Origin of the sequence: Enterobacter asburiae (genome assembly GCF_024599655.1) — a bacterium.
Taxonomy (GTDB): domain Bacteria; phylum Pseudomonadota; class Gammaproteobacteria; order Enterobacterales; family Enterobacteriaceae; genus Enterobacter; species Enterobacter asburiae_D.
On the sequence record NZ_CP102247.1, the window covers coordinates 3,001,009 to 3,019,752 of the forward strand.

The window sequence follows — 18,744 nt, forward strand, 5'->3', positions numbered from 1 at the left end:
CCTTTAATTTATCTCTTCATCGCTTTTGGTTATGACGCCCGCGCTCTCATTAATTTCCCTTTCGGCATACATTTCTGCTTGCCTCACAAAGCGGTACGGGTGGTATAGTCAAAAAAACAACACAAATCGCATAAGTAATACACATAAAATACGATAAGAGGTTCTTATATCTATGGATCAGACACGCTCACTGGAAAGTTTCCTTGCCCATGTTCAACAGCGCGACCCGCACCAAAGCGAGTTCGCGCAGGCCGTACGAGAAGTTATGACCACCCTGTGGCCCTTCCTTGAACAAAACCCGCGTTATCGCCAGATGTCGCTGCTTGAACGCCTTGTCGAGCCAGAGCGCGTAATCCAGTTCCGCGTGACGTGGGTTGACGATCGCAATCAGGTACAGGTTAATCGTGCGTGGCGCGTACAGTTTAACTCGGCCATTGGCCCGTTTAAGGGCGGCATGCGTTTTCATCCGTCCGTAAACCTGTCGATTCTGAAATTCCTCGGCTTCGAGCAAACCTTTAAAAACGCGCTCACCACGCTCCCGATGGGCGGCGGGAAAGGCGGCAGCGATTTCGACCCGAAAGGCAAAAGCGAAGGCGAAGTGATGCGCTTCTGCCAGGCGCTGATGACTGAACTCTACCGCCACCTTGGTCCTGACACCGACGTGCCTGCCGGTGATATCGGCGTGGGCGGACGTGAAGTGGGCTTTATGGCCGGGATGATGAAAAAGCTCTCCAACAACAGCGCCTGCGTCTTTACCGGCAAGGGGCTGTCGTTTGGCGGGAGCCTGATCCGCCCGGAAGCGACCGGATACGGCCTGGTTTACTTCACCGAGGCCATGCTCAAGCGCCACGGTTTAGGCTTTGAAGGCATGCGCGTCGCGGTGTCCGGCTCCGGTAACGTGGCCCAGTACGCGATTGAGAAAGCGATGCAGTTTGGCGCTCGCGTGGTGACCGCCTCTGACTCCAGCGGCACGGTGGTGGATGAAGCGGGCTTCACGGCAGAGAAACTGGCGCGCCTGTGTGAAATCAAAGCCAGCCGCGACGGTCGCGTGGCGGATTATGCCCGGGAGTTTGGCCTGACCTACCTCGAAGGTAAACAGCCGTGGGGCGTGCCGGTGGATATCGCCCTCCCATGCGCCACGCAGAACGAGCTGGATGTTGAAGCCGCGCGTACATTGATTAGCAACGGCGTAAAAGCGGTGGCCGAAGGGGCGAACATGCCGACCACCATCGACGCGACGGACCTGTTCCTGGAAGCGGGCGTGCTGTTTGCTCCGGGCAAGGCTGCTAACGCGGGCGGCGTGGCGACCTCTGGCCTCGAGATGGCGCAAAACGCCGCGCGTCTCGGCTGGAAGGCGGAGAAAGTGGATGCGCGCCTGCACCATATCATGCTGGATATTCACCATGCCTGCGTGGAGTACGGCGGCGAGGCATCGCAAACCAACTACGTGCGCGGAGCGAATATTGCCGGGTTCGTGAAGGTGGCGGATGCGATGATTGGGCAGGGTGTGATTTAAGGTTTCGCTGCGTTCTCGCCCTTGTAGGCCCGGTAAGCGTTAGCGCCACCGGGCTTTTTTCCGGCCGCAGAGCTGCTTTTCGCCGGGTGGCGGCTGCGCCTTACCCGGCCTACGGTTTAAGAGGCTGCCGCGCTCTTTTTCTTTTTAAACGGTTTCTTCGCGCCGCTACCGGGTGCAACCATCCCTCTGAACGTTTTCACCGGCGTGCTGCGCGCCTGATCGATCAGCTGATAAAGCGTCACGACCAGCGGCTGCATAAAGTCCTGGTAGCGGCACTGCTTCTCGCTGATCTGCGTCAGCACCGATTCCCAGTGCGCGGTCATGTCCGGCCTGGCGGCCAGCTCCGGCAGAGAGTGGATTAGCGCGCGTCCCGGCTCCGTTGAGTGGATGTAGCGTCCCTTTTTCTCCAGGAAGCCGCGCTTAAAGAGCAGCTCGATGATCCCCGCGCGGGTAGCTTCCGTCCCCAGACCGTCGGTGGCGCGCAGGATCTTCTTCAGATCTTTATCCTGCACAAACCGGGCGATCCCGGTCATCGCCGACAGCAGCGTCGCATCGGTGAAATGGCGCGGGGGCTGGGTCTGACGTTCAACCACTTCGCCCTTCTCGCACAGCAGTTCGTCATCTTTAGCGACCACCGGCAGCGGCGTGCCGTCGTTTTCTTCGTCGCGCTCTTTATTCCCCAGCAGCGTGCGCCAGCCTGCCTCTGCGAGGAAACGCGCTTTGGCGATAAATTTGCCTTTGGCAATCTCAAGCTCAATCACGCACTTGCGGAATACGGCGTCCGGGCAGAACTGCATCAGGTACTGACGGGCGATCAGGTTATAGACCTTCGCTTCGTTATCCGTCAGGTTGACGCTGCTGGCGCGCGCCGTCGGGATAATCGCGTGGTGGGCATCCACCTTTTTATCATCCCAGCAGCGGTTATGGGTGTCCGGGTTTACCGCCGGCTGCGGGAGCAGATCCGGCGCGTGCACGCCGATGGCGTTCATCACCGAGTGGCGTCCGGCAAAGTGCTCTTCCGGCAGATAGCGGCTGTCCGAACGCGGATAAGTGATGAGCTTATGGGTTTCGTAGAGCTTCTGACAGATATCCAGCACGTTCTGCGCGCTCAGGCCAAACTTTTTGGCCGCCTCAATCTGCAGGGCCGACAGCGAAAACGGCAGCGGCGCGGGTTCTGATTCCCGTTTATCGTTATAGCTGGTGACGATTGCGGGCTGCCCGGTAATGCGGTTAACCACATGATCGGCCAGCGGACGATGGAGCAGGCGCCCCTCTTCATCCTGGTACGATTCGCAGGCATCGCTCGGCTGCCAGACGGCGGTAAAGCGTTCGTCTTTAGGCGTGACGATATGCGCTTTCACCTCAAAGAAATCTTTAGCGACGAAGTTCTCAATCTCTTCGTCACGACGCACCACCAGCCCCAGCACCGGCGTCTGCACGCGGCCCACGGAAAGTACGCCCTGATAGCCCGCGTTGCGCCCAAGAATGGTGTAGGCGCGGGTCATGTTGATGCCGTACAGCCAGTCGGCGCGGGCGCGGGCTAAAGCCGAGACGCACAGCGGAATAAACTCGCTGTTGGCGCGCAGGCGCGAAATTGCCCGCTCGACGGCCTGCGGGTTGAGGTCGTTAATCAGGCAGCGCTGCACCTGCTGGCGCTTTTCCGGCGCCAGCTCAAGATAGTCCAGCACCTCATCCACCAGCAGCTGACCTTCCCTGTCCGGGTCACCCGCGTGCACGATTTCAGCGGCGTCATGGAGAAAGCGCTTGATCACGTTGAGCTGTTTGGTGACCGAAGGCCGGGGCTGCAGGCGCCATTTTTCCGGCACGATGGGCAGATCGTTCAAATTCCAGCGGGCGTAGCGGCTGTCGTAGACATCCGGCTGCGCCTGCTCAAGCAGGTGACCAATACACCAGGTGACCACCTGCCCGTTACCGCATTCGATAAAGCCGTCACCTTTGCGATGCGGTTTAGGCAGCACGTCGGCGATGGCGCGGGCCAGGCTCGGCTTTTCGGCAATAAACAACCGCATCGAATTAACGGATCTCAATCATCGGTCGACCACCGCGCGCGGTCACCAGCTCGCCGATCGCCGTCAGGGTGATGCCGAACTCGGCGGCAGTGGCCTGTACCTCGGCTTCGGATTCCGGCGTGACCGCCAGCAGCAGGCCGCCGGAGGTTTGCGGATCGCACAGCAGGTTGCGCCACTCCTCAGGCATCTCGCCCATCAGGTGACCGTAGCTGGCGAAGTTGCGCTGAGTACCGCCCGGGACCGCGCCCTGAGCAATATACTCCTCCACGCCCGGCAGCTTCGGCACGTCCTGATACCAGACCTGCGCCTGCACGCCCGCGCCCTGACACACTTCAGAGAGGTGCCCCAGCAGACCAAAACCGGTGACGTCGGTCATCGCCTTCACGCCGTCGATATTGGCAAACGCCGCACCGGCGAGGTTCATCTGGCACATGACTTCCGTTGCCAGACCTTTGTGCTCCGGTTTCAGCAGGGATTTTTTCTCAGCCGTAGTCAGCACGCCAATGCCCAGCGGCTTGGTAAGGAACAGTTTGCAGCCCGCCTGCGCGGTGCTGTTGCGCTTCACGCGTTCGGTCGGCACCACGCCGGTGACGGCCAGACCGAAGATCGGTTCGGGCGCATCAATAGAGTGACCACCGGCCAGCGCAATCCCCGCCTGCTGGCAGGCAAAACGACCGCCATCAATCACTTCACGGGCCACTTCCGGCGGGATGGTGTTGATCGGCCAGCCCAGAATGGCAATCGCCATGATCGGCTTACCGCCCATGGCGAAGATATCGCTGATGGCGTTGGTAGCCGCAATGCGACCGAAGTCGAACGGGTTGTCGACAATCGGCATAAAGAAGTCAGTGGTGCTGATAATGCTGGTGCCGTTACCTAAGTCATAAACTGCAGCATCGTCACGCGTTTCATTGCCGACAAGCAGGTTCGGGTCGACAAACTTCGCCTGTTCACTGTGCAGGATGGTCTCCAGCACTTTCGGGGAAATTTTACAACCGCAACCGGCTCCGTGGCTGTACTGCGTTAAACGAATGGTTTGCTCGCTCATGGACGTCTCCTGTCATCTCAATCGCGCTATGGTAGCGCTCATTCCATAAAGAGGTAAGTATGACTGTCTGAATTCTGCGGCAGATGCTCAGAATCCAGACAGTTTAGCGTGCGTTATCAGAAACGGCTGACGAAAGGCGTGGTGTCCGGCACGCTGATGGTGCTGGAGGCTTTAAGCTGTGGGGTGCCGAGATAGAGGAAGCCGACAATTTTATCGTGCTCGCCACAGACGAACCCATCACGCACGACCGAACTTTCGGTCAGCGGCCCGGTGCGCCAGATGCCATTGAAGCCCTGCGCGACGGCGGCCATCTGCATTGCCATCACCGCGCAGCCTGCGGACATTTCCTGCTCCCAGACCGGCACCTTATGGTCAGCCTGGCATTTCGCCACGACAGCGATAATCATCGGGGCGCGGAACGGAGCATTGCGCGCCTTGTCGATACCTTTCTCATCCTGCCCGGCGGCAACCGCGCCCTGCTCCAGCAGTTGGCTAAAACGATCGCGGCCTTCGCCTTCAATCACAAAGAAGTGCCACGGCTGCAGCGTACCGTGATCGGGGGCACGCATGCCGGCACGCAGAATGTTCTCCAGCTGCTCGCCTGCCGGGGCAGGTTCGGCCAGACGGGAAGCGCTACGGCGGTTAACAAGCAGTTCGAGTGCGTCCATTGGTTAACTCCTTTCTTGAAATTTACTCACAAAATTAACACGGCGGCAGATTTTGTTACAGCCTGGCAGGCGATTCCTGCTGACAAGTGGCGGTTGGGTCATTACGATAACCCAACATTACCGTCCAGTGGCGACGGAAACAGTCATTTTCTGGTTAGGGAGAATACATGCGAACCCTTTGGCGAATCTTTGCCGGTTTCTTTAAATGGACGTGGAGACTGCTCAACTTCGTCCGCAACCTGGTGATGAACATCTTCTTCATCTTCCTGGTTCTGGTTTGCGCGGGCATCTGGATGCATATCAGCAATGCGAATCAGGCGCAGCATTCAACGCGCGGCGCGCTATTACTCGATATCACCGGCGTTATTGTTGATAAGCCGTCCACCAGCAGTCGCCTGAGCGTGATTGGTCGCCAGCTGTTTGGCGCAACCTCAGATCGTCTGCAGGAAAATTCCCTGTTTGATATCGTCGATACCATCCGCCAGGCCAAAGACGACCGTAACATCACCGGGATCGTACTGGATCTGAAAGATTTTGCCGGAGGCGATCAGCCTTCAATGCAATACATCGGTAAAGCGCTGCGCGAATTCCGCGACAGCGGCAAGCCGGTGATTGCCGTGGGCGACAGCTACAGCCAGGGACAATATTATCTGGCGAGCTTCGCCAATAAAATCTGGCTCTCCCCGCAGGGCACGGTGGATCTGCACGGCTTTGCCACCAACGGCCTGTACTACAAATCTCTGCTCGACAAGCTGAAGGTCACCACCCACGTCTTCCGCGTCGGCACGTATAAATCAGCCGTCGAGCCGTTTATCCGCGACGATATGTCCCCTGCCGCCCGTGAAGCGGACAGCCGCTGGATTGGCGAGCTGTGGCAGAACTATCTGGGCACCGTTGCCGCCAACCGCCAGATTACGCCTGAGCAGGCGTTCCCGGGCGCAAAGGGCGTGCTGGAAGGCCTGCGTAAGGTTGACGGTGATACCGCGAAATATGCGCTGGATAACAAACTGGTTGATGCCCTGGGCACCAGCGCCGAGATTGAAAAATCCCTGAGCAAGCAGTTTGGCTGGAGCAAAGAGGATAAAAATTACAGCGCCATCAGCATGTATGATTACTCGACGAAAAAGCCGGATGACAGCGGTGACAGCGTAGCCGTGGTGTTTGCCAACGGCGCCATCATGGACGGTCAGGAGACCCCGGGTAACGTGGGCGGAGATACTACCGCGTCACAAATCCGCGATGCTCGCCTGGATCCGAAAGTGAAAGCGATTGTCCTTCGGGTGAACAGCCCTGGCGGCAGCGTCAGTGCCTCTGAAGTGATCCGCGCTGAACTGGCCGCGGCGCGCGCCGCCGGCAAGCCGGTCGTCGTATCCATGGGCGGAATGGCCGCCTCCGGGGGTTACTGGATCTCAACGCCAGCCAACTACATCGTGGCTAACCCAAGCACGCTGACCGGCTCGATTGGCATCTTCGGGGTGATCAACACCGTGGAGAACAGCCTGGATTCCCTGGGCGTGCATACCGATGGGGTGGCCACCTCTCCGCTGGCGGATGTGTCGGTGACCAAATCTCTGCCGCCGGAAGTCTCTGAAATGATGCAGCTCAGCATTGAGAACGGCTATAAACGCTTTATCACCCTGGTCGCGGACTCGCGTAAAAAGACGCCTGAGCAGATCGACCAGATCGCACAGGGCCACGTCTGGACCGGCCAGGATGCGAAGAGCAACGGTCTGGTGGACAGCCTGGGCGACTTCGATGACGCGGTGAAGAAAGCCGCCGAGCTGGCGAAGCTCAAGCAGTGGCATATCGAGTATTACCAGGACGAGCCGTCGTTCTTCGATATGGTCATGGACAGCATGTCCGGCTCGGTACGCGCCATGCTGCCGGAGGCGATGCAGGCTTACCTGCCTGCGCCGGTTGCCACGGCGGCGAAAGCGATGAAGGCGGAAAGCGATAAGCTCGCGGCCTTTAACGATCCACAGAGTCGTTACGCGTTTTGCCTGACCTGCGCTAACGTCCGTTAAAAACCGTCCCCTCTTCCCGCGAAGAGGGGATTTTTTTCTTTTGAAGAACAAGAACTCACTACCATGCAGAAGAAATCGATTTATGTAGCCTACACCGGCGGTACCATCGGTATGCAGCGCTCTGAAAACGGCTATATCCCTGTCTCCGGCCACCTGCAGCGTCAGCTTGCGCTGATGCCAGAATTCCACCGTCCGGAAATGCCTGACTTCACCATCCACGAATACGAGCCGCTGATGGACTCCTCCGACATGACGCCGGAAGACTGGCAGCACATCGCGGATGACATTAAAGCCCATTACGACCAGTACGACGGCTTCGTGATCCTGCACGGCACCGACACCATGGCGTTTACCGCCTCGGCGCTCTCCTTCATGCTGGAGAACCTGAGCAAGCCGGTTATCGTCACCGGGTCGCAAATCCCGCTGGCTGAGCTGCGCTCAGACGGGCAGATCAACCTGCTGAACTCCCTCTACGTTGCGGCGAATTACCCGATTAACGAAGTGTCGCTGTTCTTTAACAACCGTCTGTATCGCGGCAACCGCACAACCAAAGCTCATGCCGACGGTTTTGACGCCTTCGCCTCCCCTAACCTGCAGCCGCTGCTGGAGGCCGGGATTCATATCCGTCGTCTGGGCACGCCGCCTGCGCCGAACACCGCCGGCGAGCTGATTGTGCATCCGATTACTCCGCAACCGATTGGCGTGGTTACCATCTATCCGGGTATCTCTGCGGACGTGGTGCGTAACTTCCTGCGTCAGCCGGTGAAAGCGCTGATTTTGCGCTCCTACGGCGTCGGCAATGCGCCGCAGAACGGCGAATTCCTGAAAGAGCTTCAGGAAGCCAGCGAGCGCGGAATTGTGGTCGTGAACCTGACCCAGTGCATGTCCGGAAAGGTCAACATGGGCGGCTATGCCACCGGTAACGCGCTGGCGCATGCGGGTGTTATCAGCGGCTTCGATATGACCGTTGAGGCAACGCTGACTAAACTTCACTATTTACTGAGTCAGGATCTGGACATTCAGTCCATTCGCAGCGCGATGATGCAAAACCTGCGTGGCGAGCTGACCCCGGACGAATAAGGAGTGCTCATGAAGCAACGCGCCCTGCTACTGGTCGATTTGCAAAATGATTTCTGCGCGGGCGGTGCGCTGGCCGTCGCCGAAGGTGACAGCACCGTTGACGTGGCAAACACGCTGATGGACTGGTGCAAAGCCCGCGGCGAAGCGGTTGTTGCAAGCCAGGACTGGCACCCGGCGAACCACGGCAGCTTTGCCAGCCAGCACGACGTCGAGCCTTTCACTCAGGGGGAACTCGACGGGCTGGCGCAAACCTTCTGGCCGGATCACTGCGTACAGCAGACGGAAGGCGCGGAGCTACATCCGCTCCTGAATCAGAAAGCCATCGACGCGGTGTTCCACAAAGGTGAAAACCCGGCTATCGACAGCTATAGCGCGTTTTTTGATAACGGGCATCGCCAGAAAACGGCGCTGGACGCGTGGTTACGTCATCACGAAATCACGGAGCTGATTGTGCTGGGCCTGGCGACGGATTACTGCGTGAAGTTTACCGTTCTGGACGCGCTCCAGTTAGGTTACACCGTCAGCGTCATCACCGACGGCTGCCGCGGGGTGAACATTCACCCGCAGGACAGCGCTCAGGCGTTTATGGATATGGCTGCGGAAGGCGCGACGCTGTATACGCTCGAAGACTGGCTGGAGACGCAGGCGTAAGTCTTTTAAGCCGGGTGGCGGCTGCGCCTTACCCGGCCGACCTTTCCCCGTAGGCCGGGTAAGGCGCAGCCGCCACCCGCAATTCCCCTCTCCGATCCCCATAAAGTGAACTCCCTCGCATCCTTAGCGAAGCGGCAATGCTATTCTCTTTAGGCTGTTTTTTCGCCACGCCTTTTCCGTGGCGTGGTTAATTTTATTAAGTCAAAGAGGAACTTGTATGAAACGTTTGCCCTTGCTGGCAGCATTACCCCTGCTTTGCGCGTCAGTTGCCTCCGCCAGTACCCTGATGTCAGTGGGCTACTTTAACGGGGGTGGCGATGTCACCGCCGGACCGGGTGGCGATATCAATAAATTAGACGTTCGCCAGATCACCCACCTGAACTACTCGTTTGGTCTGGTCTATAACGACGAAAAAGACGAAACCAACGCTGCGCTAAAAGATCCGGCGAAACTGCATCAGATCTGGCTATCGCCAAAAGTCGCTGCCGATCTGGCCCTCATCCCTACCCTGCGTAAGCAAAACCCGAACCTCAAAGTGCTGCTTTCCGTTGGCGGCTGGGGCGCGCGTGGCTTCTCTGGTGCAGCGGCAACCAAAGAGACGCGCGCGGTGTTTATCCGCTCCGCGCAGGAGATTGTCGACAAATACGGCCTGGACGGGATCGATCTCGATTGGGAGTATCCGGTCAACGGTGCCTGGGGTCTGGTCGCAAGCCAGCCCGCCGACCGGGATAACTTCACCGCCCTGCTGAAAGAGATGCGTACGGCGTTCGGGCATAAAAAGCTGGTGACCATTGCGGTAGGCGCGAATGCGGAAAGTCCGAAAAGCTGGGTGGATATTAAAGCCATCGCGCCCCTGCTCGACTACATCAACCTGATGACCTACGACATGGCGTACGGTACGCAGTACTTCAATGCCAACCTGTATGACTCCAGCACCTGGCCGACGGTGGCTGCCGCAGACAAATACAGCGTGGATTTTGTGGTGAATAACTATCTGGCCGCCGGGCTGAAGCCGCAGCAGATGAACCTCGGGATTGGTTTCTATGGCCGCGTACCGAAACGCGCCGTTGAGCCGGGTATCGACTGGACGAAACCGGATGCGCAAAAAAATCCGGTTACCCAACCCTACTTCGGGCCTCAGGAGATCGGGTTGTTCAAGTCACTCGGCTATGACCTGACCAAAGATACCTACGTGAAGTACAACGATATCGTGAAGAAGCTGTTGAACGATCCGCAGAAGCGCTTTACCGAGCACTGGGACGACCAGGCGAAAGTGCCGTGGCTCTCGGTGAAGGGTGCCGATGGCAACGCGCTGTTCGCGATTTCGTATGAGAACCCGCGTTCCGTTGCGATCAAAGCGGACTACATCAAAGAGAAAGGTCTCGCCGGAGCTATGTTCTGGGAGTACGGGGCTGATGACAACAATCAGTTAGCGAAGCAGCTGGCGGAGTCGCTCGGTATCCCGCATAAGTAGTAAGACAATCAAGCCCTCTCCCCGTGGGAGAGGGTTGGGTGAGGGCATCAACCCGCACCGTTATTGCATTTTCATCGTCGCAATCGGCTTCGGCGTGATGCCGAAGTCTTCTTTCAGCTCGCGCTTGCTCTTCATCACCATCTGGCCTTGAGTGTCGATGGTCATGTGCTGCGCGTCGGTGTTATTGCGCGCCTGCCACAGCATCACCAGCTGCAGGCTGTTCTCTTTTTGCTCCGGCGTCAGCGCGACGCCATCGGGCCATTTTCCCAGCTCTACGGCGGTCACCAGACGCTGATAAATCTCCGGCGTCATACCGCTAATCATGTCATCAATATTCACAATCCCGCCCTTTTAAAGGAATAATTTGCTGAATCGTTTTTTCAACCCTTCACCTGGTCGCCGTTTTCGTCGTCAGTGAAGCTCATTGAGGCTGAGTTCACGCAAAAACGCTCGCCCGTGGGCTGAGGGCCATCCGGGAAGACGTGCCCAAGGTGCGCATCGCAGTTGCCGCAGCGAATTTCCGTGCGCACCATGCCGTGCGACGAGTCGGTCAGGTAGCGGATGGCCTCATCGCTCACCGGCTCGTAGAAACTCGGCCAGCCGCAGCCAGAATCAAATTTCGTTTGTGAGTTGAACAGCGGCGCATCACAGACCAGGCAGTGGTAGACGCCGTCTCGCTTGTTGTGCAGTAAACGCCCGGTGAACGGCGGTTCCGTCCCGTGATTCTGCGTCACGTAAAACTGCATTTCTGTGAGGTTTTTTTTCAAATCTTCAGGGTTACGTTGGTTCGACATATGCTTACATCTCGCTGTAGAAACAGACATCTTTTAACCCGGATTCTAACAAAACATTAACACCCTTGCGTGCACTTTTGATCTAAACTTATGTGTCGCGAAAAGGCGGTCAGGCAATTGTGATCATGCTCACATTTTTATCCTGCGAGGCCTTTAAAATCCCGGCGCAGCCCCCATATGGGTGCAAGCTCAAAGGGAAAGTGAGGCGAGTCAGTCGCACAAACGTTAGTCACAGGATTGATTTGTCGCAATGATTGACACGATTCCGCTTGACGCTGCGTAAGGTTTTTGTAATTTTACAGGCAACCTTTTATTCACTAACAAATAGCTGGTGGAATATATGACTATCAAAGTAGGTATCAACGGTTTTGGCCGTATCGGCCGTATTGTTTTCCGTGCTGCTCAGAAACGTTCTGACATCGAAATCGTTGGTATCAACGATCTCCTGGACGCTGAATACATGGCGTACATGCTGAAGTACGACTCAACTCACGGTCGTTTCGACGGCACCGTTGAAGTGAAAGACGGCCACCTGGTTGTTAATGGCAAAACCATCCGCGTTACTGCTGAAAAAGACCCAGCTAACCTGAAATGGAACGAAATCGGTGTTGACGTTGTTGCTGAAGCAACCGGTATCTTCCTGACCGACGAAACTGCACGTAAACACATCACTGCGGGTGCGAAGAAAGTTGTTCTGACTGGTCCTTCCAAAGACAACACCCCAATGTTCGTTCGTGGTGCAAACTTCGAAACTTACGCTGGCCAGGATATCGTGTCTAACGCATCCTGCACCACCAACTGCCTGGCACCGCTGGCTAAAGTTATCAACGACAACTTCGGCATCATCGAAGGTCTGATGACTACCGTTCACGCAACCACCGCTACTCAGAAAACCGTTGATGGCCCGTCTCACAAAGACTGGCGCGGCGGCCGTGGCGCGGCTCAGAACATCATCCCATCCTCTACCGGTGCTGCTAAAGCTGTAGGTAAAGTACTGCCAGAACTGAATGGCAAACTGACTGGTATGGCGTTCCGCGTTCCAACTCCTAACGTATCCGTTGTTGACCTGACCGTTCGTCTGGAAAAAGCTGCTTCTTATGAAGAAATTAAGAAAGCAATCAAAGCTGCTTCCGAAGGCGCAATGAAAGGCGTTCTGGGCTACACCGAAGACGACGTTGTATCTACCGATTTCAACGGCGAAATCTGCACTTCAGTATTCGATGCTAAAGCTGGTATCGCACTGAACGACAACTTCGTTAAACTGGTATCCTGGTACGACAACGAAACCGGCTACTCTAACAAAGTACTGGACCTGATCGCTCACATCTCCAAATAAGTTGAGATGAGTGCTTGATCCAAAAAGGCGACTTCGGTCGCCTTTTTTTATTTATAAGACAGAGGATTGCTTAATGATTAATAAAATTTTTGCACTTCCGGTAGTCGAACAACTTACCCCTGTGCTCTCCCGCCGTCAGATTGACGGTGCCGACGTTATCGTCGTTGACCATCCGCGCGTCAAAGCGTCCGTGGCGCTGAACGGCGCCCACCTGCTTTCCTGGAAACCGGAAGGCGAAGCCGAAGGTTTGTGGCTGAGCGATGCGACCTCCTTCAAAAAAGGGGCGGCTATTCGCGGTGGCGTGCCGATCTGCTGGCCGTGGTTCGGCCCGTCCGCACAGCCGGGTTTGCCGTCTCACGGTTTTGCCCGCAACCAGCAGTGGACGCTGAAAGCGCATAACGAAGATGACAACGGCGCAGTGCTGACCTTTGAGCTGCAGGCTAATGATGAAACCCGCGCCCTCTGGCCGCACGATTTCACCCTGTACGCCCGCTTTAAGCTGGGTAAAACCTGTGAAATCGAACTGGAAGCCCACGGTGAGTTCGAAACCACCGCCGCCCTGCACACCTACTTCAACGTGGGTGATATCAGCGCCGTGAAGGTGAGCGGTCTTGGCGATACCTTTATCGACAAAGTGGATAACGCCAAAGAAGGTAAACTGAGCGACGGCGTACAGACGTTCCCTGACCGTACCGACCGCGTCTACCTGCACCCGGAAGCGTGCAGCGTGATCCACGACGGCGCGCTGAACCGCGCAATTGAAGTGGTCCATCATCATCACAGCGACGTGGTGGGCTGGAACCCGGGTCCGGCGCTGTCCGTCAGCATGGCCGACATGACGGATGAAGGGTATAAAACGTTTGTCTGCGTGGAAACCGCCTGCGTGAGCACGCCGCAAAAAGCGAGCGACGAAAAACCGTCTCGTTTAGGGCAGACAATTAAGATTGTGAAACGCTAAGGCATTTCACCTCCCCCGCTTCACTGCACCACATTAAAGCAAACGGGGCGCAAGCGCCCCGTTTTAATGCATGAATTGCACGATAGTAGTGCGCAATCAGAACTTGTAGCTCACGCCGACAGAGAAAATACCCGCCCAGGATTTGTCGACCATCGGGCTATCCTTCACTTCGTCGCTCAGTCGCTCATAGCGGCCGGTACCGTACACGCTCCAGTCGCCAAGGAAGTTGTAGCTCGCGGTCAGCTCCAGGTAAGGATCCCAGCCGTCATCTGCACTATAACTTTTCAGACCACTGCGGCGGGACTCGTTTTTAGAGACGCCATAGTAGTAGTCGTTGTAGTTCTCGCTGTTGTATTGCACACCGATACCCGGCGTCAGAGTCAGCCCACCGTTGGTATAGCGGTACAGCCACGCCAGATCCCAGATAAAGCCGTTGCTGTTATCCAGCGTATCACCCGCCAGGGCCGTACGCAGGAAGCCATACTGGGTGTTATGCACGTATGAGAGCCCGGCCATCATCGAGCTTTTACGCTTGTCGAGCTGGCGAAGCGCGTGGCTGTCGCTGTCACCCGGCTTGAAGTGCGTTGGATCGTAGTAGGCCATGATGGAGAGCTTATCGGCCTTATCGTTCCAGAGATAGTAGCCGCCGCCGAGCCCGCGGAACCAGACGTTATCGCCTTCATAGGTGATAACGGGAACAGGATACACATCACGGTCATACTGTTTGTACGGGCTGTTAATGACGCCAACACCCGCGCCAACCGTCCACTGACTTTCCGCCTGTGCGGTGTTCACTGCGGTCGCGGCAAGGATGCCCAATGCCAGAAGTTTGAGTTTGGTCACAATCCATTCTTTCCTGTAGTCAAATAATCAGCGGATGAAGTGTAACCGCCATTCCCGTACATCCCAAAATTTTTTGCCTGCTAATCAGTCTGATTAACCCGTTATTTTTAACTTTTCAGATGACAGCCCGCTTTCATTTATATGACCACTGAATGAAAAACGTGCATTTGTCTTATAACGACAGTGGAAATTTTTGGATGAGTTATTGATATGTCATTGAAAGTAGATTTTCTGGGCATGCAAGTTTTGCAAATGCCATCTACGCTTTAATTTAAGAAGAGTTTTCCTGAACACCTGCGGTTCTTAGCGTCTGACCTGGCACACAGGTTGCTGCTCTGGCAGTGAGGTGCGAGAGATTCTCTTCCGGGAGCCTCCACTACTCATACGAACGGCTCTTATCCTGTGCTAAAAAACGAAAGGACGGCATGCCATGAATATATTCGATCACTATCGCCAGCGCTATGAAGCTGCCAAGGACGAAGAGTTCACACTGCAGGAGTTTCTTACCATCTGTCGGCAAGATCGCAGTGCCTATGCCAATGCGGCAGAACGGCTATTAATGGCTATTGGTGAGCCAAACATGGTTGACACTGCCCTGGAGCCTCGGCTTTCCCGTCTCTTTTCGAATCGGGTGGTCGCCCGATACCCGGCGTTTGAAGAGTTCTATGGTATGGAAGATGCCATCGAACAGATTGTCTCCTATCTGAAGCATGCCGCTCAGGGTCTGGAAGAGAAGAAACAGATCCTCTATTTACTTGGCCCGGTGGGTGGCGGTAAATCCTCGCTGGCTGAACGCCTGAAGTCGCTGATGCAGCGCGTGCCTATCTATGTACTGAGCGCCAACGGTGAACGCAGCCCGGTGAACGACCATCCGCTGTGCCTGTTCAATCCGCAGGAAGATGCGCAGATTCTGGATAAAGAGTATGGCATTCCGCGTCGCTACCTTGGCACCATCATGTCGCCGTGGGCGGCAAAACGCCTGCACGAGTTTGGTGGCGATATCACCAAGTTCCGCGTGGTGAAAGTCTGGCCATCTATCCTTGAACAGATCGCCATCGCCAAAACAGAACCCGGTGATGAGAACAACCAGGACATCTCGGCGCTGGTGGGTAAAGTCGACATCCGCAAGCTGGAAAACTTCGCGCAAAACGATCCGGATGCCTACGGTTACTCAGGCGCGCTGTGCCGCGCGAACCAGGGGATTATGGAATTCGTCGAGATGTTTAAAGCACCGATTAAAGTGCTGCATCCTCTGCTGACGGCGACCCAGGAAGGCAACTACAACGGGACGGAAGGTATCTCCGCCCTGCCGTTTAACGGGATTATTCTCGCCCACTCGAACGAATCTGAATGGGTGACCTTCCGTAATAACAAAAACAATGAGGCCTTCCTTGACCGCGTGTACATCGTCAAGGTGCCTTATTGCCTGCGGATCTCCGAAGAGATCAAAATTTACGAGAAACTGCTTAACCACAGTGAGCTGGTGCATGCCCCCTGCGCGCCCGGCACGCTGGAAACGCTGTCACGCTTCTCCATCCTTTCGCGTCTGAAAGAGCCGGAAAACTCCAGCATCTATTCCAAAATGCGCGTCTATGACGGTGAAAGCCTGAAAGATACCGACCCGAAAGCGAAATCGTATCAGGAGTACCGCGATTACGCTGGCGTCGATGAGGGGATGAACGGTCTGTCCACGCGTTTCGCGTTTAAGATCCTCTCCCGCGTCTTTAACTTCGACCATGCGGAAGTGGCGGCCAACCCGGTTCATCTGTTCTACGTGCTGGAGCAGCAAATCGAACGCGAGCAGTTCCCGCAGGAGCAGGCTGAACGCTACCTTGAGTTCCTCAAAGGTTACCTGATCCCGAAATACGCCGAGTTCATTGGCAAAGAGATCCAGACGGCCTACCTGGAATCCTATTCAGAATACGGGCAGAACATTTTCGACCGTTATGTCACCTATGCTGACTTCTGGATCCAGGATCAGGAGTACCGCGACCCGGATACCGGCCAGCTGTTTGACCGTGAATCCCTGAACGCGGAGCTGGAAAAAATCGAGAAGCCTGCCGGGATCAGCAACCCGAAAGACTTCCGTAACGAGATTGTGAACTTCGTCCTGCGCGCAAGAGCGCATAACAACGGGCGCAATCCGAACTGGACCAGCTACGAGAAGCTGCGCACGGTCATTGAGAAGAAAATGTTCTCCAATACCGAAGAGCTGCTGCCGGTGATCTCGTTTAACGCCAAAACCTCAACCGATGAGCAGAAAAAGCACGACGATTTTGTCGACCGTATGATGGAAAAAGGCTACACCCGCAAGCAGGTCCGCCTGCTCTGCGAATGGTATCTGCGCGTGCGTAAATCGTCTTAAAACAAGTGCCCGGTAGCGGTTAGCGCTTGCCGGGCCTACAAAATGCAAGTTGGCAAATGCAGTACGGGGGGCATATGACCTGGTTTATTGACCGGCGTCTTAACGGCAAAAACAAGAGCACGGTGAACCGCCAGCGCTTCTTGCGTCGTTATAAAGCGCAAATTAAACAGTCTATCTCCGAGGCCATCAACAAACGCTCGGTGACCGACGTCGACAGCGGCGAGTCTGTCTCCATCCCCACCGATGACATCAGCGAACCGATGTTTCATCAGGGGCGAGGCGGCCTGCGCCATCGCGTACACCCAGGTAATGACCACTTCGTTCAGAACGACAGAATTGAGCGCCCTCAGGGCGGCGGCGGTGGTTCAGGAAGCGGTCAGGGACAGGCCAGCCAGGACGGTGAAGGCCAGGACGAATTTGTCTTCCAGATTTCGAAAGATGAATATCTCGACCTGCTGTTTGAAGACCTGGCGCTGCCGAATCTGAAAAAGAATCAGCATCGTCAGCTTAATGAATATAAAACCCATCGCGCGGGCTATACCGCCAACGGCGTGCCCGCCAATATCAGCGTCGTGCGTTCGTTGCAGAATTCGCTGGCGCGACGAACGGCGATGACGGCGGGCAAACGGCGCGAACTGCGCGAGCTGGAGAGCAGCCTGAAGGTCGTGGAAAACACGGAACCGGCGCAACTGCTGGAAGAGGAGCGCCTGCGTAAAGAGATTGCAGAGCTGAGGGCGAAGATCGAACGGGTACCGTTTATCGACACCTTTGACCTGCGCTACAAGAATTACGAAAAAAGGCCTGAACCCTCCAGCCAGGCGGTGATGTTCTGTCTGATGGACGTGTCAGGCTCGATGGACCAGGCCACCAAGGATATGGCGAAGCGTTTTTATATTCTGCTCTACCTGTTCCTGAGCAGAACCTATAAGAACGTGGAGGTGGTCTATATCCGCCACCACACTCAGGCGAAAGAGGTGGATGAACATGAGTTCTTCTACTCGCAGGAGACCGGCGGAACCATCGTATCAAGCGCCCTGAAGCTGATGGATGAAGTGGTGAAAGAGCGTTACGACCCGTCGCAGTGGAATATTTATGCCGCGCAGGCGTCGGACGGTGATAACTGGGCCGACGACTCACCGCTGTGTCACGAGATTCTGGCGAAGAAAATTCTGCCGGTAGTGCGTTACTACAGCTATATCGAAATCACCCGTCGCGCGCACCAGACCCTGTGGCGGGAGTATGAACATCTGCAATCGATGTTCGATAATTTTGCCATGCAGCATATCCGTGACCAGGATGATATTTATCCGGTCTTCAGAGAGCTTTTCCACAAGCAATCTTCTACCAGCAACGCATAACCCAACAGCCAGCGAACCCGCTGGCTGTTTTCTTTCGACCCCGCTCATCCCGTGCTAATGTAGAACGCTGCATACTGGATTATCACCGGGAAATCGTTATGACTGACGACGTTATTGGGGCAGGAACCCACCAGCAACTGATTACCTTACTCACCGAGCAGGGCGCGCGGTTTCGCGTCATGGAGCACGAGGCGGTCGGGAAATGTGAAGCGGTAAGTGAAATTCGCGGGACCGATCTGCGGCAAGGCGCTAAGGCCCTGGTCTGCAAGGTGAAGGGAAACGGTGTAAAAAAACACGTTCTGGCGATCCTCGCCGCCGATCTGCAGGCTGACCTGAGCCAGCTTGCCAGCCATTTTGGCGGGCTGAAGGCTTCCCTCGCCAGCCCGGCCGAGGTCGATACCCTGACGGCCTGCGTTTTCGGCGCTATCCCGCCCTTTAGCTTCCATCCTGATTTGGCACTGGTTGCCGACCCGCTGCTGTTCGAGCGTTTTGACGAAATCGCGTTTAATGCCGGCCTGCTGGAGAAATCCGTGATTATGGATACCCAGGATTACCTGCGCATCGCCCGTCCTGAGCTTGTGAACTTCCATAAAGCATAA

General features: G+C 56.1%; 16 protein-coding genes. 10 read left to right on the top strand and 6 right to left on the bottom strand.

Annotation, left to right across the window (positions count from 1 at the left end):
• The first annotated feature begins 172 nt into the window (after positions 1-172).
• Positions 173-1,516 (top strand): NADP-specific glutamate dehydrogenase, encoded by a 1,344-nt coding sequence (gene gdhA / locus NQ230_RS14290; protein WP_023335339.1) that lies wholly within the window; start codon positions 173-175, stop codon positions 1,514-1,516.
• Between the two features lie 116 nt (positions 1,517-1,632).
• Here gdhA and NQ230_RS14295 read toward each other — a convergent pair whose 3' ends face one another.
• The 3 genes from NQ230_RS14295 to NQ230_RS14305 form a co-directional block, all read right to left on the bottom strand.
• On the bottom strand, positions 1,633-3,546 hold the full coding sequence (locus NQ230_RS14295) for a DNA topoisomerase III (RefSeq protein WP_213821700.1): 1,914 nt from the start codon (positions 3,544-3,546) through the stop codon (positions 1,633-1,635).
• A 4-nt stretch (positions 3,547-3,550) separates the two neighbouring features.
• A complete protein-coding gene (gene selD / locus NQ230_RS14300; protein ID WP_008500702.1) occupies positions 3,551-4,594 on the bottom strand; it encodes a selenide, water dikinase SelD in 1,044 nt (347 codons plus the stop codon).
• A gap of 116 nt (positions 4,595-4,710) precedes the next feature.
• Positions 4,711-5,262 carry an NAD(P)H nitroreductase gene (locus tag NQ230_RS14305; protein WP_257258045.1) on the bottom strand — a complete coding sequence of 184 codons (552 nt, stop codon included), beginning with the start codon at positions 5,260-5,262 and terminating at the stop codon, positions 4,711-4,713.
• A gap of 167 nt (positions 5,263-5,429) precedes the next feature.
• Here NQ230_RS14305 and sppA point away from each other — a divergent pair, with 167 nt between their 5' ends.
• The 4 genes from sppA to chiD all read left to right on the top strand — a co-directional run bounded on the left by sppA (position 5,430) and on the right by chiD (position 10,491).
• Complete coding sequence (gene sppA / locus NQ230_RS14310) at positions 5,430-7,286, top strand: signal peptide peptidase SppA (protein ID WP_121423410.1); 1,857 nt, start codon at positions 5,430-5,432, stop codon at positions 7,284-7,286.
• Between the two features lie 63 nt (positions 7,287-7,349).
• On the top strand, positions 7,350-8,366 hold the full coding sequence (gene ansA, locus NQ230_RS14315; protein WP_008500705.1) for an asparaginase: 1,017 nt from the start codon (positions 7,350-7,352) through the stop codon (positions 8,364-8,366).
• A 9-nt stretch (positions 8,367-8,375) separates the two neighbouring features.
• A complete protein-coding gene (gene pncA, locus NQ230_RS14320; RefSeq protein WP_193939933.1) occupies positions 8,376-9,017 on the top strand; it encodes a bifunctional nicotinamidase/pyrazinamidase in 642 nt (213 codons plus the stop codon).
• Positions 9,018-9,234: 217 nt separating this feature from the next.
• Positions 9,235-10,491 (top strand): chitinase ChiD, encoded by a 1,257-nt coding sequence (chiD, locus tag NQ230_RS14325; protein ID WP_213821694.1) that lies wholly within the window; start codon positions 9,235-9,237, stop codon positions 10,489-10,491.
• Between the two features lie 60 nt (positions 10,492-10,551).
• On the opposite strand, the gene NQ230_RS14330 is transcribed toward chiD, so the two are convergent.
• Positions 10,552-10,815, bottom strand: coding sequence for a YeaC family protein (locus NQ230_RS14330; protein WP_196239757.1), 264 nt, complete (start codon positions 10,813-10,815; stop codon positions 10,552-10,554).
• A 56-nt stretch (positions 10,816-10,871) separates the two neighbouring features.
• Positions 10,872-11,285, bottom strand: a complete 414-nt coding sequence (gene msrB, locus NQ230_RS14335) for a peptide-methionine (R)-S-oxide reductase MsrB (protein ID WP_024908573.1) — start codon at positions 11,283-11,285, stop codon at positions 10,872-10,874.
• A gap of 340 nt (positions 11,286-11,625) precedes the next feature.
• On the opposite strand from msrB, the gene gapA reads away from it, so the two are divergent.
• Positions 11,626-12,621 (top strand): glyceraldehyde-3-phosphate dehydrogenase, encoded by a 996-nt coding sequence (gapA, locus tag NQ230_RS14340; protein ID WP_023311257.1) that lies wholly within the window; start codon positions 11,626-11,628, stop codon positions 12,619-12,621.
• A 73-nt stretch (positions 12,622-12,694) separates the two neighbouring features.
• Entirely contained in the window at positions 12,695-13,579 is an 885-nt protein-coding gene (locus NQ230_RS14345) for a D-hexose-6-phosphate mutarotase (protein WP_193939937.1), read from the top strand.
• A gap of 96 nt (positions 13,580-13,675) precedes the next feature.
• Here NQ230_RS14345 and NQ230_RS14350 read toward each other — a convergent pair whose 3' ends face one another.
• A complete protein-coding gene (locus NQ230_RS14350; RefSeq protein WP_121423406.1) occupies positions 13,676-14,422 on the bottom strand; it encodes a MipA/OmpV family protein in 747 nt (248 codons plus the stop codon).
• 430 nt (positions 14,423-14,852) lie between these two features.
• Here NQ230_RS14350 and yeaG point away from each other — a divergent pair, with 430 nt between their 5' ends.
• The 3 genes from yeaG to NQ230_RS14365 all read left to right on the top strand — a co-directional run bounded on the left by yeaG (position 14,853) and on the right by NQ230_RS14365 (position 18,744).
• Positions 14,853-16,787, top strand: coding sequence for a protein kinase YeaG (yeaG, locus tag NQ230_RS14355; RefSeq protein WP_008500713.1), 1,935 nt, complete (start codon positions 14,853-14,855; stop codon positions 16,785-16,787).
• 74 nt (positions 16,788-16,861) lie between these two features.
• Complete coding sequence (locus NQ230_RS14360; RefSeq protein ID WP_024908577.1) at positions 16,862-18,145, top strand: YeaH/YhbH family protein; 1,284 nt, start codon at positions 16,862-16,864, stop codon at positions 18,143-18,145.
• 98 nt (positions 18,146-18,243) lie between these two features.
• Entirely contained in the window at positions 18,244-18,744 is a 501-nt protein-coding gene (locus tag NQ230_RS14365; protein WP_029739834.1) for a YbaK/prolyl-tRNA synthetase associated domain-containing protein, read from the top strand.

Bases quoted from the DNA above. Each gene is read 5' to 3' on its own strand.
- gdhA (WP_023335339.1), top strand. From the start codon at position 173: ATGGATCAGACACGCTCACTGGAAAGTTTCCTTGCCCATGTTCAACAG.
- NQ230_RS14295 (WP_213821700.1), bottom strand. From the start codon at position 3,546: ATGCGGTTGTTTATTGCCGAAAAGCCGAGCCTGGCCCGCGCCATCGCC.
- selD (WP_008500702.1), bottom strand. From the start codon at position 4,594: ATGAGCGAGCAAACCATTCGTTTAACGCAGTACAGCCACGGAGCCGGT.
- NQ230_RS14305 (WP_257258045.1), bottom strand. From the start codon at position 5,262: ATGGACGCACTCGAACTGCTTGTTAACCGCCGTAGCGCTTCCCGTCTG.
- sppA (WP_121423410.1), top strand. From the start codon at position 5,430: ATGCGAACCCTTTGGCGAATCTTTGCCGGTTTCTTTAAATGGACGTGG.
- ansA (WP_008500705.1), top strand. From the start codon at position 7,350: ATGCAGAAGAAATCGATTTATGTAGCCTACACCGGCGGTACCATCGGT.
- pncA (WP_193939933.1), top strand. From the start codon at position 8,376: ATGAAGCAACGCGCCCTGCTACTGGTCGATTTGCAAAATGATTTCTGC.
- chiD (WP_213821694.1), top strand. From the start codon at position 9,235: ATGAAACGTTTGCCCTTGCTGGCAGCATTACCCCTGCTTTGCGCGTCA.
- NQ230_RS14330 (WP_196239757.1), bottom strand. From the start codon at position 10,815: ATGATTAGCGGTATGACGCCGGAGATTTATCAGCGTCTGGTGACCGCC.
- msrB (WP_024908573.1), bottom strand. From the start codon at position 11,285: ATGTCGAACCAACGTAACCCTGAAGATTTGAAAAAAAACCTCACAGAA.
- gapA (WP_023311257.1), top strand. From the start codon at position 11,626: ATGACTATCAAAGTAGGTATCAACGGTTTTGGCCGTATCGGCCGTATT.
- NQ230_RS14345 (WP_193939937.1), top strand. From the start codon at position 12,695: ATGATTAATAAAATTTTTGCACTTCCGGTAGTCGAACAACTTACCCCT.
- yeaG (WP_008500713.1), top strand. From the start codon at position 14,853: ATGAATATATTCGATCACTATCGCCAGCGCTATGAAGCTGCCAAGGAC.
- NQ230_RS14360 (WP_024908577.1), top strand. From the start codon at position 16,862: ATGACCTGGTTTATTGACCGGCGTCTTAACGGCAAAAACAAGAGCACG.
- NQ230_RS14365 (WP_029739834.1), top strand. From the start codon at position 18,244: ATGACTGACGACGTTATTGGGGCAGGAACCCACCAGCAACTGATTACC.